Origin of the sequence: Pseudomonas azadiae, assembly GCF_019145355.1 — a bacterium.
GTDB classification, from domain to species: domain Bacteria; phylum Pseudomonadota; class Gammaproteobacteria; order Pseudomonadales; family Pseudomonadaceae; genus Aquipseudomonas; species Aquipseudomonas azadiae.
On record NZ_JAHSTY010000001.1, the window covers coordinates 92,009 to 108,255 of the forward strand.

The 16,247-nt window shown below is 62.7% G+C and carries 17 protein-coding genes; 10 read left to right on the plus strand and 7 right to left on the minus strand.

The genetic code is table 11. The features are described 5' to 3' along the window. Positions 1 to 32: 32 nt before the first annotated feature. From KVG91_RS00380 to KVG91_RS00405, 6 genes are all read right to left on the minus strand, one after another. Positions 33 to 968 carry a glutathione S-transferase family protein gene (locus KVG91_RS00380; protein ID WP_169375725.1) on the minus strand — a complete coding sequence of 312 codons (936 nt, stop codon included), beginning with the start codon at positions 966 to 968 and terminating at the stop codon, positions 33 to 35. A gap of 268 nt (positions 969 to 1,236) precedes the next feature. Further along, positions 1,237 to 1,512 (minus strand): GIY-YIG nuclease family protein, encoded by a 276-nt coding sequence (locus KVG91_RS00385; RefSeq protein ID WP_169375724.1) that lies wholly within the window; start codon positions 1,510 to 1,512, stop codon positions 1,237 to 1,239. A 37-nt stretch (positions 1,513 to 1,549) separates the two neighbouring features. Further along, on the minus strand, positions 1,550 to 2,020 hold the full coding sequence (locus KVG91_RS00390; RefSeq protein ID WP_169375723.1) for a nuclear transport factor 2 family protein: 471 nt from the start codon (positions 2,018 to 2,020) through the stop codon (positions 1,550 to 1,552). 98 nt (positions 2,021 to 2,118) lie between these two features. Then, positions 2,119 to 2,757, minus strand: a complete 639-nt coding sequence (locus KVG91_RS00395; RefSeq protein ID WP_169375722.1) for a DUF1120 domain-containing protein — start codon at positions 2,755 to 2,757, stop codon at positions 2,119 to 2,121. A 230-nt stretch (positions 2,758 to 2,987) separates the two neighbouring features. Beyond that, the gene (locus tag KVG91_RS00400) at positions 2,988 to 3,623 is read right to left on the minus strand and encodes a response regulator transcription factor (RefSeq protein WP_169375721.1); all 636 of its coding nucleotides are present in this window, start codon (positions 3,621 to 3,623) and stop codon (positions 2,988 to 2,990) included. Between the two features lie 197 nt (positions 3,624 to 3,820). After that, complete coding sequence (locus KVG91_RS00405; RefSeq protein WP_169375720.1) at positions 3,821 to 4,633, minus strand: response regulator; 813 nt, start codon at positions 4,631 to 4,633, stop codon at positions 3,821 to 3,823. A 321-nt stretch (positions 4,634 to 4,954) separates the two neighbouring features. On the opposite strand from KVG91_RS00405, the gene KVG91_RS00410 reads away from it, so the two are divergent. The 10 genes from KVG91_RS00410 (at position 4,955) to KVG91_RS00455 (ending at position 14,193) form a co-directional block, all read left to right on the plus strand. Then, on the plus strand, positions 4,955 to 5,578 hold the full coding sequence (locus tag KVG91_RS00410) for a DUF1120 domain-containing protein (RefSeq protein WP_225926931.1): 624 nt from the start codon (positions 4,955 to 4,957) through the stop codon (positions 5,576 to 5,578). Positions 5,579 to 5,765: 187 nt separating this feature from the next. Then, complete coding sequence (locus KVG91_RS00415) at positions 5,766 to 6,401, plus strand: DUF1120 domain-containing protein (RefSeq protein WP_169375719.1); 636 nt, start codon at positions 5,766 to 5,768, stop codon at positions 6,399 to 6,401. A gap of 29 nt (positions 6,402 to 6,430) precedes the next feature. Continuing rightward, positions 6,431 to 7,054, plus strand: coding sequence for a DUF1120 domain-containing protein (locus KVG91_RS00420; RefSeq protein ID WP_169375718.1), 624 nt, complete (start codon positions 6,431 to 6,433; stop codon positions 7,052 to 7,054). Positions 7,055 to 7,090: 36 nt separating this feature from the next. Then, positions 7,091 to 7,714 carry a DUF1120 domain-containing protein gene (locus KVG91_RS00425; RefSeq protein WP_169375717.1) on the plus strand — a complete coding sequence of 208 codons (624 nt, stop codon included), beginning with the start codon at positions 7,091 to 7,093 and terminating at the stop codon, positions 7,712 to 7,714. Between the two features lie 75 nt (positions 7,715 to 7,789). After that, positions 7,790 to 8,419: a DUF1120 domain-containing protein gene (locus KVG91_RS00430; RefSeq protein WP_169375716.1), complete on the plus strand. Its 630-nt coding sequence runs from the start codon at positions 7,790 to 7,792 to the stop codon at positions 8,417 to 8,419. A 2-nt stretch (positions 8,420 to 8,421) separates the two neighbouring features. Continuing rightward, the gene (locus KVG91_RS00435; RefSeq protein WP_225926932.1) at positions 8,422 to 9,168 is read left to right on the plus strand and encodes a fimbria/pilus chaperone family protein; all 747 of its coding nucleotides are present in this window, start codon (positions 8,422 to 8,424) and stop codon (positions 9,166 to 9,168) included. A 130-nt stretch (positions 9,169 to 9,298) separates the two neighbouring features. Further along, positions 9,299 to 11,734: a fimbria/pilus outer membrane usher protein gene (locus tag KVG91_RS00440; protein ID WP_169375715.1), complete on the plus strand. Its 2,436-nt coding sequence runs from the start codon at positions 9,299 to 9,301 to the stop codon at positions 11,732 to 11,734. A gap of 11 nt (positions 11,735 to 11,745) precedes the next feature. Next, entirely contained in the window at positions 11,746 to 12,873 is a 1,128-nt protein-coding gene (locus KVG91_RS00445) for a DUF1120 domain-containing protein (RefSeq protein ID WP_169375714.1), read from the plus strand. A gap of 10 nt (positions 12,874 to 12,883) precedes the next feature. After that, positions 12,884 to 13,534, plus strand: coding sequence for a DUF1120 domain-containing protein (locus tag KVG91_RS00450; protein WP_169375713.1), 651 nt, complete (start codon positions 12,884 to 12,886; stop codon positions 13,532 to 13,534). Positions 13,535 to 13,572: 38 nt separating this feature from the next. Then, on the plus strand, positions 13,573 to 14,193 hold the full coding sequence (locus KVG91_RS00455; protein ID WP_169375712.1) for a DUF1120 domain-containing protein: 621 nt from the start codon (positions 13,573 to 13,575) through the stop codon (positions 14,191 to 14,193). Positions 14,194 to 14,920: 727 nt separating this feature from the next. Here KVG91_RS00455 and KVG91_RS00460 read toward each other — a convergent pair. Continuing rightward, positions 14,921 to 16,174, minus strand: a complete 1,254-nt coding sequence (locus tag KVG91_RS00460; protein ID WP_169378518.1) for a CynX/NimT family MFS transporter — start codon at positions 16,172 to 16,174, stop codon at positions 14,921 to 14,923. Between the last annotated feature and the right edge of the window lie 73 nt (positions 16,175 to 16,247).

Here is a 16,247-nt window from a genome sequence, read left to right on the forward strand (position 1 = left end):
TTTACCTCACGTTTATTTGCAAATATTTTTGCTTATTGCGCCTGGAGGCGGAAACCGAAGCGCGGGAAATGCACATGCACGGTGCCAGCGCGAGGGTCGGTGCGGCGCAGGATCAGCGCCTCGCGCCCGGCAAACAGCAATTGGCCGGCGACCGGATCGACGCCGTAATCGATTGCGCTGATGGTCACCTGCTGGCCGGCCCGGAAGCCATTCAGGTCTTCAAAGCGTTCATCCGGCAGCGCTGCCGGCGTCGCGTCGCGCGCAATGTCCAGGGCCTGCTCGGCGCTCATCGGGCTCGCCGTGCCATGTCCGAAGCCGAGGACCCGCTCCAGCCACGCCACCACCGCCGGATAGGCATCCACCAACGGCGCGGTGACCGGCGTCGCCTTGAGGAACCACAACGGGTGGGCCATGGCGAAGTCGGCAATCGACGGCGCGCCGAACAGGTAAGCCCCCGGCTCACGCTGCAGTTGCTGCTCCAAGCGCGCCATGATCGCCGGCCACTGGTGCTTGGCCAATTCTGCCGGGAGTTTGCTCGCGGTGCCGCCACTGAACAGCGCGGCGCGGTCGGCAATAAACGCCTTGATCGCTTCAGGCGGCAATTTGCCGAAGCGCACCGCCACCGACTCGGGCTGGAACACCAGGCTCACCGCATGGGTGAATACCACGCTGTCGGCCCAGGTGGCGAAGGCCTGGGTGATCATTTCCTGGCCCAGCGGGAACAGCGCCGGCGCGGCTTTTTCCTGTTCCAGGCGACGCGCGATCAGGGCAGTGTCGCAATAGATGTCGGCGCCGACCTGCAGCACCGGGGTTTTACGGTAGCCACCGGTCAGGGCGGTCAGGTCCGGTTTGGGCATCACCGGCGAGATATGCACCGAACGCCAGGACAAGCCTTTGAAGCCCAGCAACAGCCGAGCTTTTTCCGCGAAGGGGGATGTGGGGTAGTGGTGCAGGATCAGCTCAGACATGCGGGGGTCCACTCGGCAAAATGAACCCGCAGCTTAGCGTGCAACTGCCTCAGTTGGCGTGATGTGACCCTATCAGGCGGATCAATGGAAGGGCGTCATGGCAACGCCCCACCCTGGCGCCGCATGTAATCGGCAAACAGCGGGACGGTGAAATCCAGGTATCCGTGGTCGATCCATCTGAACGGTCCATAAAAAGTGATTTCTACCAAAAGATACTAACGGATACCGACATTTGGTAGCTTTCGGTAGCAATTGATAGACTTATCAGTCAAACCAATGAGCCACTCGCCGCGAGGCACTCCTTGGCGCTTTTCTTCAGCTTCTTGATCAAGCGCTCCTGGCGCAATGCTTCGCCCTTGCTCGCGCATTGCTCGGTGTACACCAGCGCGACTGCCGGGCTGGACAGGAAGAACCGCGCGCCCTTGCCGCTCTGGTGTGAAGCGAAGCGGCGCACCGGGTCGTTGCTGATGCCGCAATACAGCGCGCCATTGGCGGCGCGCACCAGGTAGACGAACCAGGGTTTGGGGTCGGAAAGGTCAGTCACGGGTCGATGTCGGCCAGCCAGAAGAGCGCCAATCTTATCAACGACCGGCCTGGAATGCCTTCAAGCCGTTGCGCGCCTGGGCACGTACGGCATTCTTCAGCGCCGGCGACCAGCCCAACAGCAGCCCCTTGACGCCCAACGCCTGGCGCGACCAGCGCCACAGGTCGAAGTGATCGTGGTGCTCGCAAATCTTGCCATCGCGAAACACGAAACGTGCGCCGATATCGTTGACCACCGTGTTGCCGGTGGCGCTGAACAGGTAGGTCGCCACCCAATGCGCGCTGCCGGTGGTGTCATCACTGCGCACATGGTCGAAGGTCAGGGAAAAGTCCTTGGCGCGGGTGGTGAGCATGCGCCACATATCGCCGGCATCGCGGCCGCGCAACTCGCCGAAGGCCGGGTCGCTGAACACCACGTCGTCGGTGTAGCAGGCGGCCATGGCTTCGGCGTCGAGGCGCTGGAAGGCCTCGTAGAAGCGGGTGATCAGGGCGTTATGGGTGTCACTCATGGGCAGGCTCCGGGCTTTGTTGTTATCCGGCTTGCACGATAGTCTGCACGCGAGAGGAAGGCTATGCCCATTTGCCACCTCGATACGGGGCGGTGCGCTCAGAGGTAGATCACTTCCAGCGTCGCGCTGCCATCCAGGGGCACTTCCTGGCCGGCCGGTATCAAGTAAGCCGGGACCATCGTCGTTTCGATCAAAATATCCAGCGTCATCGCCTCCACGGGCAGCGGCGCGGCGTCGCTACCGGTACTGGCGCTCAGGGCACGCATGCCACCGACCTGCCAGACCACGCCTGGGTAGGACGCATCCGTCCAACTGGCGCCATCGTTGGACTCAATCACCGGTCGATCCACGCCATCAGCTTGACCGTTAGCCGTCTTGAGCAGGTACCAGCCGAGTTTTTTGTCACCGTTGACCAGACCCAATCCATAGTTCGGCTGACCGATCGGGTCCGCAGCTGAACTGCCGGCTCGATTGTCGCGCCCCTTGATCGCCACCAATGTCGGCGCGTCGCAGTTGACGTTCAGTTGCAAAGTTGCGACAGGTAGCACGTTGTACAGGTTCCAGCTCAGATCCTTGAAGGATATCTTGCCGTGGTCCACCACTCCGCCCGCCGACAACGTCGGCGTACACGCAGCCGGAATGATCAAGCCCTTAACGCTTAAATCCACGCTGGACGCCGCCCATACATTAGACGCACCCGCCAATAACAACGCCGCACTGATAATTGAAAGTTTCATGATATTCGCTCGCTAAGAACCTGCACTTTCCAGGCACGCGATTGCGTGCCGAAAAGTTCGGCTCGAATAATTGGACAAGGGAAATTGTCACCGCCATTGAATTAACGGCGATCTAGAAACCATAACCAAGCCATTCGCTCGACCCAATACAACTAATACGAATCCAGTCACTAAAAGGGAACTTACAAATACCGGTACAAACCTGAAACTTGCCTATTGATTAGCGAAATTCACGGCACCATTCCCACATCCCGCGCATAAGCAAACAAATCAACATCCGTGGAAATACACAAGCGTTGCATCGCCGTACTTTTCTGCTTGCTGATCGTCGAAATACTGCGATTGACTTGCGCAGCGATCTGGGTGACGGTCATGCCGCTGGCCAACATCCTCACCACCTCCTGCTCCTTGCCCGAAAGCTTCGGTTCCTGGATCGATTGCGCCGGGTGGGCCTGATCCAGTTGCACGCGCAAACACTCACTGATAAACGTACGGCCCTGCACCACCGTGCGGATGGCCTGGGGCAATTCCAGCGCCGAGGCGCTTTTGGCCAGCACCGCCTTGGCCCCGTGGGACAGCGCGGCACGCAGGGTGGCGACGTTGGCGAACATGGTCACCATGATCACCGGCAGTTTCGGGTACTGCCGTTGCAGCAGGCCCAATAAACCGTAGCCGTCGGCTTGCTGGTCACCCGGCATGGCAAAGTCAGTCACAACCACATCGCAGGGCGTGGTCTGGAGTAAGGCCAGCAGTTGGTCGGGGCCATTGGCCTCGCCTACCACAATGCACTTGCCGCTCGCTTCAATAACTACTTTTTGCCCGACCCGAACAATAGGGTGGTCGTCGGCAATAATGATGCGGATCATCGGTTTTTCCATGATGGCAATTAGGTAGCAACAAAAATACCTCGACACTGGCTTTGTAACAACTGGCAATAAATGACTTAAATGGCTGCACAGCCCATGTTTCAAGGGCACTACACAGATGCCTACAGAATAAAAAGAAACTACATACAGAAATGGACTACACACAACTTGGCATTTTCCTTCATTACAACTAACACCTAGAGCGTACGCAAATATTCCAGGTAGCGCTCGATGTCCTGGCAAATACGCTCAAGTGCAGTGCGGTTGGCAGCCACTCCGGTCTGATGCACCCGATCTATCAACCGCACGGCGCGCTGCTCCAGCGTCGTTGCGCCGAGAAACGCAACACTGCCCACCAGCCGGTGCAGATGCTGGGTGGTGGATTTTTCGTCTTCACCGGTTCGGGCGTGCAGGAGCCCGTCCAGGTCCTCATGGGCCCCCTGTATCAATTTGTACAACAATGGCTCCACCACTTCCCAGGCGCCGAACGTGGCAATCAAGCTGTCGCGGGTGGCAAAACCCTGCGGGCGTGGCGCCGACGTATTCAGCCCGCGGCCCGGCGCGGGCGTCGGCATGGGCAGCCAATCGCAGAGCACGTCGCGCAATTGCTCAAGGCCGATGGGTTTGAGCAGCCAGCCGTCCATGCCGCATTCCACACAGCGGCGAATTTCCTTAGGCCCCACGCGACCGGTCAAAGCAATGACCGGCACACGTGCAAGACCGGCGTCGCGCTCCATGCGCCTCAGCTCACGGGTCATGGCGTAACCATCCATCACTGGCATGCGACAGTCGCTGATCACCAGGTCGAAGCGCTCGCGCGCCAGCGCCTGCAGCGCGCTGGGTGCGTCGTTGAACGCCGCATGGCGCACGCCCAATGCATCGAGCAGGACGCCCATGAATGATCGGTACAGGGCGTGGTCGTCGATCACCAACACCCGCGCCTGCTGCCAGCTATCCGGCGTGTCTGCAGTGGAATGGGATGAGTCATCACCCGTAGCGTTGCCCGGCATGTCGCCCCTCATACGCGCAACAGGTTCCAGATACGCGTTGAGGGCACGGTAGCGTTGGAGAGTCGCGCACAATAAAAGCGGATCACTCAAACAAATAAAGTGCCCGCGCTATTAAAAGAGCGCGAAAAGTAGCTGAATATTTAAGGTGCTGCGATACAACAACTACGACAACGTAGATATTTTCCAATAAACATCCAGCATTTAATTAAGGCAGCCGATGTTCCAGCGCCCGCTGATGAACTTTCGGAATACTTGCATTCACGCTGTTCGGTTCGGACCTTATCGTTCGGCAGTTATTACACCGCCCTTCGGAGCCCAACCTTGAATCCATCATTTCATTTGATGCTCGGCACGCTATTGCTTGGTGCCGCCAGCAGCGCATTTACAGCGTCCAGCGTCGACCTCAGCGTCAAAGGCTCGATCACCCCAAGCGCCTGTGAACCCAGCCTTTCCGACGGCGGCATCTACGACCTGGGCAAAATTGCCGCCAGGGACTTGAACAAAGACCAGCCCACCGCGCTCCCCTTCCACCGCCTGCAATTGACCGTGAGCTGTGAAGCGTCGACGCTGGTGGCACTGGCACCTGGGGACAACCGTCTCGGTTCCAGCTCGGATAGCGCCGCATCCTTTAAATTCGGTCTGGGCCTGATCAACACCCACGAAAAGCTCGGCAACTTCTTCTTGAATATCGAGTCGGTCCTGGCCGACGGAGTCGCTGCGCATCCGCTGGGATCGGCCTATTCCAACTGGTCGCCGACAAGCCTCATGTCCCATCACTTCATCACTGCAGTCACCACCGATAAAACGACGCAGACGCCATCGCCGTACAAGCAAATGACTGCCTACCTGCTGATCTCGCCGACGGTCGCTCCCGCCGCCACATTGACACTCACCGAGCAAGTGCCCATCGACGGCTCCGTGACTCTCACCCTGCTGTACCTGTAGCGCTAACGCCGGGCATCCGTTCGCCGCGCAAAGTCGTATTTGTTGCATTCCCCCTGAACCGTCCCGGCGATAAATTCCCTCCCGCTTTCCCTGAAGCAGCGCGTGCCCCCAAAACCCCTAAAACAAGGGCAACTCACCCGCGCCCCCTCTTCTGTCCCTTACACCTTGCACAGGAAGACTTTTACCCATGAAAGCTTCACTCACCGCACTTGCCGCAGCCTTGCTGATCGCCGCTTGCCCGTTGGCACAGGCTGCCAGCAGCGTTGACCTGGCGGTCACCGGCTCCATCACCCCAAGCGCCTGCACGCCGAGCATCAGCAGCAACGGCCTGGTGGACTACGGCAAGATTTCATTCCAGGACCTGCACCCGACGAAGCTGACGTTCCTGCCTAAAACCGTGTTGAAACTGGCTGTCGATTGCGAGGGCGCGAGCTTGTTCGGGTTGGCGTCCATGGACAATCGCCTGGTGTCTTCAGACAACTCGGTGTTCTACGTGCTGGGGCTGATTGAACCGAGAAAGTGGATCGGCGCGTATCTCCTGAGTCTGGAAAACATCCTGACAGACGACCCGAGCGCCATTGCGATCCAATCCCGAGATAACGGAGCGGACTGGTATCCCTACTCCGTGGGCGAGTACTGGGCAAACAACATCATGACAGCGTTCGGTAGAACGCTTGCTGGCCAGCTGGCACCGACCCCGATAAAGACCGCGTCCATGGATCTGGTCGTCGAGCCCTACATACATGGCCAAGACATGTTTCCGGTGATGGATGCGGCCATCCCTTTGGACGGCTCGGCCACCCTGGAACTGCGGTATTTGTAACCCCCCCTGCCCCATAAGGATTCGTGCCCATGGAGAAAACCACCCGCGCCGCTTTCGCCTTTCTGCTGGCGGCCTGCGCACCTGGCGTATTCGCAGCCAGCAGCGCCGACCTGAGCGTGACCGGAAGCATCACGCCCAGCTCATGCATACCGACGCTGTCCAACGACGGGGTAATCGATCACGGCAAACTGACCGCCAAGGACCTCGGACGGGTCACGCCCACGCTGCTCGACCTGGCTGAAATACAGCTCGAAGTCATTTGCGAAGGCGCAACCGTTTTTACCCTGACGACCTTCGATAACCGCGCCGGCACCTCGGCCATCAACCCGGCGCACCACGGCTTGGGCATGATCAATGACGACCAGAAACTGGGCAGCGTCGCGTTTACGCTCTTCGAACCGGTAGCCGACGCGGTGCCGGTCAAGACCATCGTCTCGCGCAGTGGCGGCGCCCGCTGGGCCGAAAACGCCTATCTGGGGCATGAAGCATTGACCTCGTTCGCCGCCGCCGACGGCCCCAATACGCCGATCGCCATTGAGGTACTGAACGCGCGGTTGCGCGCCTTCACCATCATCGTGCCGGCCAGGGACCTGACGGTGCTGGATGAAGTGCCCATCGACGGTCAGGCCACGCTGCAACTGAAGTATTGGTAATCCATTTTTTTAATCTTCCTCCCTGGGAGCCACACTATGAACGCCTCTTTGAAAAACCTTTTCGCCGCCGTGCTGCTGTCTGGAGCGGGCAGTGCCATGGCTGCCTCCAGCGTGGATTTGACCGTGACAGGGCTGATCACGCCGAGCTCATGCGAGCCGAGCTTGTCCAGCGGCGGCGTGTATGACATGGGCAAGATTTCTGCCAAAGATCTCAATGTCGACATGCCTACCTCATTCCCCGTAACTACCTTGCAACTGACCGTCACCTGCGATGCAGCGACCTTGATGGCATTGGAGGCCAAGGATAACCGCGAAGGGTCGGACTTCAACAACGACACCATGGCGTTCGGGCTAGGCTTGGTCAACGGCAACGAAAAGCTCGGCAGCGTTGAGCTGCGGCTGTTATCGCCGATAGTCGACGGTGCGCCTGCGCGCGCCATTGGCTCAACCGACGGTGGGACGGTCTGGGAAAGGGATACAAACTTTATGCGAGGCAACATCCTGTCGGTAGCCGACAACACCACGGATGCGCCGATTCCAGTGCAAACGCTTACTTCCGAGCTCGCACTCTATCCAAAAATCGCCCCCGCCCGCACCCTGACCCTGACCAACGAAGTCGCCATCGACGGCTCGGTCACCTTGACCGTCAAATACCTGTAACGCCCGCGGGCGCAACGTGTGCCGTTGCGCCCGTTCTCATGGATGTCCCCTTAATCACGGTTCCAAAACCCGACCATGAACACGCTCTCAAGCCGACTGGTGACCCTCTGTTTTTTCTGCCTGGTTGCCGCACCGGCATCCGGCGGCTCCACCGCCGAGGTGACGGTCACCGGCACCATCACGCCCAATGCCTGCACGCCGACGCTGTCTGCCAATGGCATCGTCGACCACGGTCGGGTGCCAGCTCGCAGCCTCAATCAATACGAGTTCAGCACGTTGCCCAGCCGCACCCTCGACCTGACTGTGAGCTGCAACGCATCGGTGCTGTATGTGCTGGTGGGCGTGGACAACCGCGCCGGCTCGTCCCTGGGACCCGGTTTTTATTACGGACTGGGCACCAATGTGCACGTGCCCACCGAACGGCTGGGCACGGTGTCGCTGGCGTTGCGCGACGTGGTCGGTGACGGCGATAGCGTGTTGGTGCTGGCCTCCAGCAACGAGGGCCAGACCTGGTTCCCGGAATCGAACGCCTACCCGGACAACTACATGGGCTTCGCCCGACCCGGCACCCTGGTGCCCGAACCCCATCGCGAGATCACCGCGACCCTGCACATCGAAACGTCCATCAACGCCGCGGCCTACCTGACCCTCGATCAAGAGGTGCCGCTGGACGGTTCGATCGTGCTCGACCTGAGGTATCTGTAACCATGTTCCCTACCCCTTATGCTGCCTTCTTCAGCCGCTTGTTCATCGGCTTTCGCTATTTATGCCTGTACCTCGGCGCCGTGCTGCTGGTGCTGGGCGGCTCAAGCCTGGCGCTGGCCGACGGCATGGTGCCGGACACCTCGGTGGTGATCGTCAACGAAGCCGACGGCGAAGCCTCGGTGTCGGTGACCAACACCGACTCCAAACTGGCGCTGCTGCACGTCACCCTCGAAGACATTCCCGAAGACAAGGCTTCGCTGCTGTTCGTCACGCCGCCGTTGACCCGGGTCGAGCCGTCCAAGAGCCAACTGATCCGCTTCATCATGCAATCGCCGGAACCCTTGGTGACGCAACGCCTGAAACGGGTGATTTTCGAAGGCATGCCCCAAGGCCGATCCGACGCCCAGGCCGGGCATGCGCGGGTCGGCGTGACCGTGCGCCAGAACCTGCCGGTGATCCTGCATCCCAAAGGACTGGCACCGAACCGCACGCCCTGGACCGGCCTGACCTGGAGCCTGAAGAACAGCCAATTGAGCGTGCATAACCCATCACCGTATGTGGTGCGCCTGGCCCAGGAGCTCAAATTGCTGCCCGGCAACGGCTCCGCCTTGCTGCCGCGCACCTACGTGCTGCCCGGTGAAACCCTGAGCGTGGCCGCCAGCCAGGCCTCGGCCACCACCGTGCAACTGCAGCCGGCCACCGTCTACGGCTTTGCCGTCGCGCCCTATGAGGCGCCCCTCTCGCTCTGATGCCCGCGCTGGAAGGACCCGCACCAGCGCTCTGATCAAGCAGTGGCCCCTTGAAGGCCACCCGAAGCCCGCCGCACCGAAGGATCGGCCGCGCGCTTCTCTCATTTGAGTATGACCTGTGAGCACAGTGATGACTGATCGCGACGGCGCAGCCGCGCCCGGCGTTTCATTAAGGCGGGCGCCTACCTTCGTTGCCGGCCTGGCCCTTGCACTGCTGCCGGCCGGCCTGTTGCTGGCCGATGAAGGCGGCGGCTCGTTCGACCCGCAGACCCTGTCCCAACGCGGCATTGATCCGGAGCTGGCCAAGCTGTTGTTGCAAGCACCGCGTTTCACCGCCGGGCGCCACGCCCTCAACCTCAACGTCAACGGTCAGCGGCGCGGCCGCGTGGACGTGACCTTTGATCAACAGGGCACGCTGTGCTTCGACCGCGCCCTGCTCGATGCAGGCAACCTGAAACTGCCCGACGCGGTGGCCGACACGCCGTGTCTGGGCTTCGTCGAGCGCTACCCGCAAACGGTCATCGAGCAGGACCCGGCAGACCTGAGTTTGTCCCTGGTGGTACCGACCGACGCCATACGCCCAGCGGTGCAGGACGTTTCCGGCTACCAGACCGGAGGGTTTGCCGGCCTGCTCAATTACGATCTCACCGGCCTGTACAACGAATACGGCGACGACAGTAACCGCTTCGGCTCGGCGAACACTGAGGTGGGTTTCAACGCCGGTGATTGGATCGTGCGCAGCCGCCAAGTGCGCACCTGGCAAGACGGCCAGTCGCGCACCACTCACCTGGACGCGTATGCGCAACGCACCTTTGCCGCCCAGCAGGCGGTATTCCAGGCCGGGCAGATCAACCTCTACAACCCGGTGCTGGCCGGCGCGCAGATCACCGGCGCCCAGGTGCTGACCGAAACCGCGCTGCAAGACCAGAACCAGGGCGCGACCATCGACGGCATCGCCAACAGCCCGGCGCAGGTGGAAATTCGCCAGAACGGCACCTTGATTCATTCCACCGTCGTGCCCGCCGGGCCGTTCTCGCTCACCGACGTGCGACGCTTGAACAGCCGCTCCGACGTCGAAGTCACGGTCAAGGAAACCAGCGGCGAAGAGCGCCGCTTCACCGTGCCCGCCGCCATGCTCGGCCTGGGCTTGCCGGCGCCGGGTTACTCGGTGGCCGCCGGCCAAGTGCGCAAGATAGGCGACAGCGAAGGCGCCGAGCCCTGGGTGGTCAGTGCCGGCTGGAGCGGTGCCTTGCACCCGCAGGTGAGCCTGAGCGGCGGCGTGTTGGCGGCCGAGGATTACCGCGCCACGGGCGCCAGCATCGGCTGGTTGCCGACGCGCGACAGCCAGCTTCAATTCGGCGTGCAAGGCGCCCAGGCCACACGTCGCGGCAATGAACAGGGCCTGCAGACCGACGCCTCTTGGTCGCAGCGGTTGTCGGACAGTTGGGCGGTCACCACCGCCGCGTCCTGGCGTTCGTTGGGCTACCGCGAACTGGAAGACTCGACGCACACCACCGACACCCGTGAGCAGCAGCGCTCACGTTATCGCGATCAGCAAAGCGCTACCGCGTCGTGGTCACACCCGGCCCTGGGGGCGTTCAGCGCCGGTGTCTCGCGTTCAGCGTCGCATACCGGCGACAGCAGCACCCGCGCGCTGGCGTCGTGGGGCACGAGTTTTGGTCGCGTGTCCGTCTCGGCCAGCGCCGAATGGCAGGTGGGCGGGCGCAAGCAGAGTGACGACAGCGTCTACCTGAACCTCAGCCTGCCCCTGGGCGAAACCCGCCGCGCCCGCGCCTGGACGCGCAATGCCGGCGGCGAGCAGCGGACCGGGCTGGGCTTGAGCGAGCAGCTCAACGATCAACTGAGCTATCGCGTCGGCGTGGAGCGTGACAGCCGGGACCGTGAAGTGGAGTCGTCGGTGGGCGTGTCGGCGCTGCCGTATTACAGCCAGTTGGATTTCAACTACACCCGCTCCGACGACCAGCGCGCCAGCTACCAGGGCGGCGCGCGCGGCGGCGTGGTGCTGCATGGCGACGGCCTGACGTTCTCGCCGTACCCGGTGCGCGACACCTTTGCGGTGATGTCGGTGGGCGAGATGGCCGGCATCAAGGTCAGCACCCCCAGCGGCCCGGTGTGGACCGACTGGCAAGGCCAGGCCGTGGTGCCGCAACTCAGCGCCTACGGCCGCAGCCCGGTAGAAGTGCAAACCCGCTCGCTGCCGCGCAATGCCGACATCAGCAACGGCCTGGCGGTGCTGTCGGCCGGGCGCGGCGCGGTGGACAAGGTCGAGTTCGGCGTGGCCCTCACCCGGCGCGCGTTGCTCAGCGTGACCCGCGAGGACGGCACGCCGTTGCCGCGCGGCGCGGCGGTGAGCACCGGCGACGGCGAGTTCGTCACCCTGGTGCAGGAAGGCAGCCAGGTGTTCCTGCCCAACGTACTCGACACGCGCGCGCTGTGGGTCAAGGCCGCCGGGCAGGCGCGCTGTCGCCTGGACTTCGAGTTGCCGGAAAAGGGCGACCCCGAGGTGTATTTCGAAACCGCGGCGGCCCGGTGCCGCCAGCCATGAGGATCACTGCCATGGGTTTTAACACTGCACTGCTGCCGCTGGCCCTGCTGCTCAGCGCCAGCGCCTGGGGCAACGAAGAATGCCAGCTGAACCTGAGCGAATCACGCCTGGACTTCGGCCTGATGAACCGCGCCGTCGCCGTGCAGCCGGCGCCCGAGCGCCTGTTGGGCGAGCGGCGTATCAGCCTCACCTTGAACTGCCCGCAAGCGCAGGACCTGAGCGTGTTTTACCGGGCCATGGGCGCGGATGCGCAACGGTATCGATTCACCGAGCGCGGTACTTATCGCCTGCGCGTCAGCGACGCGGTACTCGATGGCCAGGCCGTCGAGCTGGGCTTGCTGGCCGGCAGCGGCCAGCCACCGGTGGCCAGTGCCGCACAACTGGTATGGCGCCCGGAGCACGGGATCGTGCCGTTGCGTGGCGGCGTACCAGTCACCGGGCGCAGCCTGTCGCTGCAAATCGACGCCAGTGCCTGGGCAGATGAAGCGGCGGCGCGGGTCAACGATGCGGTGACCTGGGACAGCGCCGGGCTGTTTGATGCCATCCACGCGGGCCGCTCGCGGGAGCTACGTTTGCAAGCGCGCTTCGCGCCGGCCGCATGCACGCCGCAGCTGTCCAACGGCGGGCATGTGGATTTCGGCAAGCTCTCAGTGCTGGACCTGAACCCGAACCTGGACACCGCCCTGCCCGCCCGCTCGCTGGCGGTCAACGTGGCCTGCGATGCACCGACCGCCTTTACCCTGCGCATGCAGGACAACCGCCAGGGCTCGGCCACCGGCGGCGCCGATGACACGGCCTACGGCCTGGGGCTGGACGCGCGCCAGCAGAAAATCGGGCGTTACCGGCTGATATTCGACCCGACGCGCGCCACGGCCGACCGTTTCGCTGCGCTGTATCGCACCGATGCCGCCGCCGTCAGCGGCCCCTGGAGCAGCGCCAGCGCCAGCCCGATTGCCATCAGCGGCACACGCGTCATGAGCTTCAGCGCCATGCCCGGCAGCACCGGCGGCCCCGACCCGATCCAGACCCTCAGTGCCACGGCGAACCTCGAGGCGTTTATCGCGCCGCTCGGTTCATTGGACCTGGGCAACGAAGTGCGCCTCGACGGCGCCGCCACCCTCGAAATCAACTACCTCTAGGAGCACGTTCATGAACATCCTTCGTCTATCGCTGGCCGGCCTTGCCCTCCTGGGAAGCGCCAGCAGCACCCATGCGGCGTCCACCGCCGAATTGACCGTTACCGGCCTCATCACCCCCATGGCCTGCACACCGGTGTTCTCGGCGGGCGGCGTGGTGGACTTCGGCAAGATTTCCCAGCAGGACCTCAATGAAACCAAGTCGACGATGCTGCCGCTCAAGACCATGACCCTGACCGTCAGTTGCAACAGCGCCGGGCGCTACGCCCTGCGCATGCGCGATAACCGCGACGGCACGGCCCACGTCAACAGCGAAATCTTCTACGGCTTCGGCCTGGATGGCAGCGGCAACAAAATCGGCGTGTATTCGCTCAAATTCGACCCCAAGCAGACCGTGGCCGACAACGCCGCGGTGATCTACGGCACCGAGTCCACCACCGGCGGCGTGGCCTGGCGCACATCCAACAGCAACCCCATCGACATGGGCGCGCGCAGCCTGCTCGGCTTTACCGAAGCCCTCGGCAGCACCGCCGGCCCCTCGGCGATCCAGAACCTGACCAGCACCTTCGTTCTTGAAGCGGTGATCAACGCCAAGCAGAACCTGGACCTCAGCCAAGAAGTGCAGATGGACGGCTCGGCCACGCTGGAAGTGGTTTACCTGTAATTGACAACCCGACTTTCCCTAGTCAAAGGACCAACACCATGCGCACTACCCTCATCACCCTGACCGCCGCACTGCTTGCCGCCGGCAGCAGCGCCGCGTTTGCCGCTTCCAGCGTCGACCTCAGCGTCAAGGGCGTGATTACCCCCAGCGCTTGCACCCCTGGCCTGTCCAATGGCGGGCTGGCCGATATCGGCAAGCTGTCGGCCAAGGACCTTAACGTTGACCAGCTCACCCGGCTTGAAGAGCTCACCCTGCAACTGACCGTGACCTGCGATGGGAGCACGCTGATGGCACTTGAAAGCAGGGACAATCGCCTGGGTTCGGAATACGACAACCGAGGCAACTTCGGCCTCGGGCTGATCAACGGCACCGAGAAACTCGGTTCCATGGAGCTTGAGTTACTCTCGGCGGTCGCCGACGGTGGACCGGTCAAGATCATCGACTCCTCCGACTCAGGTGCCCACTGGATTTTCAACTCGTGGCTCATGCACGGCGGTCTCAAGTCGGTAACCAATACCGAAATTGCCGCACCGACACCGGTTCAACTGCTAACGGCCGACCTGAGGATCCTCCCCCTCATAGCCCCAACCAACACGCTGACCCTGACCAACGAAGTGCCAATTGACGGTTCGATCACCATGACGGTCTGGTATTTGTAAGCCAGACCCTCGACAAGGGGCCAGCCGCTATATCGCAAATCCAACCCACACAGCAGCTTCCCTGTGGGAGCTGTCGAGCCCCGGCGAGGCTGCGAAAGCGCAGTGTCAGGCGAAGTAAATGCCAGCAATGCCGCCGCCTTCGCAGCCTCGCCCGGGCTCGACAGCTCCCACAGTTGAGCTGCGGTGCCGCTGAAAATGGCGCCAGTCGCCAGACCGCAAATCTAGCTAACACAGCAGCTCCCTGTGGGAGCTCTCGAGCTTTAGCGAGGCAGCGATAGCGCAGTGTCAGGCGAAGCAAGTGCCAGCAATGCCGCCGCCTTCGCAGCCTCGCCCGGGCTCGACAGCTCCCACAGTTGAACGTCGGCGCTGTTGAGGATGAGGCCAGTCGCCACACCGCAAATCTAACTAACACAGCAGCTCCCTGTGGGAGCTCTCGAGCTTTAGCGAGGCAGCGATAGCGCAGTGTCAGGCGAAGCAAGTGCCAGCAATGCCGCCGCCTTCGCAGCCTCGCCCGGGCTCGACAGCTCCCACAGTTGAACGTCGGCGCTGTTGAGGATGAGGCCAGTCGCCACACCGCAAATCTAACTAACACAGCAGCTCCCTGTGGGAGCTCTCGAGCTTTAGCGAGGCAGCGATAGCGCAGTGTCAGGCGAAGCAAGTGCCAGCAATGCCGCCGCCTTCGCAGCCTCGCCGGGGCTCGACAGCTCCCACATTGAGCGCCGGTGTATCAGGCCTTTTCGCTGGTGACCCCAACGTAAAGGGCTCGACCCGCCCCCCAGCCGGCGATGATTGCACCCACGCCGATCACGCCGAACACCCAGCCGGTGGCGCCCCAGCCACCGGTCCAGTCATGCAGCACGCCCACGGCCAGCGGGCCCAGGGACGCCAGGGTGTAGCCGATGCCTTGGGCCATGCCCGAGAGGTTGGCGGCGACGTGGGCGTCGCGCGAGCGCAGTACGATCAGGGTCAGCGCCAGGCTGAACGTGCCGCCCTGCCCCAGGCCCAGCAGAATCGCCCAGCCCCACAGGCCGTCGAGCGGTGCATACAGGCAGCCGAACAGACCGCCGAGAGTGAGCAGCATCACCAGCACAATCGCCAGCCGCTGATCCTTGCCCCGGGTGGCCAGCCACGGTGCGGTCAGCGCGCTGAGCAGCTGCACAATGATAGAGCCGGACAGCGCCAGGCCGGCTTCGGTGGCGCTCAGGCCACGGCTGATCAGAATCGAGGGCACCCAGCCAAATACGATGTAGGCCAGGGACGACTGCAGGCCCATGTACAACGTCACTTGCCAGGCCAGCGGATCGCGCAGCAATCCCTTTACCCGATAGGCCACTTGATGCGCCGCGTGTTTCTGGCCGACCTGCGGCAGCCAGCACAGCGCCGCCACCAACGCGGGGACCATCCAGAAGCCCAGGCCGATGTGCCAGCTGTCACCAAAGTAATGACTCAACGGCACCGTTGCCCCCGCCGCCAACGCCGCGCCCAGGCACAGCGCCATGGTGTAGACACCGGTCATGGTGCCGGCCTGGCTGGCGAAGTCGCGCTTGACGATGCCGGGCAGCAGAACGCCGATGATGCCGATGCTCGCGCCGGCGACCAGGCTGCCGGCGAACAGACCGGCTTCACCGAAACTACTGCGCAGGATGATGCCCGCGGCGAGGGTCAGCAAAATCCCCAGTACCACGCGCTCGGCGCCAAACCGGCGCGCCAGGAGCGGCGCCAGCGGCGCAAACAGACCCAGGCACAGCACCGGCAAGGTGGTCAGCAGACCGGCCCTGGCGGCCGACAGCCCGAGGCTGCCGGACACCTCGCTCAGCAGCGGCGACAAGCTCGACAGCGCCGGGCGCAAATTCAGCGCCACCAGCACCAGGCCCAACAGCAACAACCACGGGCGAAGCACCCGCGGATGGCTGTGTTGCACCACTTCATCATCGGCCTCGGCGTCAATTAACAGTTCTTCAAGTTTGCTTTCGGGGGTCATTGCTCACTGCCGGCAGAGGGACGGGCGTTTGCCCTAATCGATGGACGAAAAGTCCCACAGCCTATTCGGACAT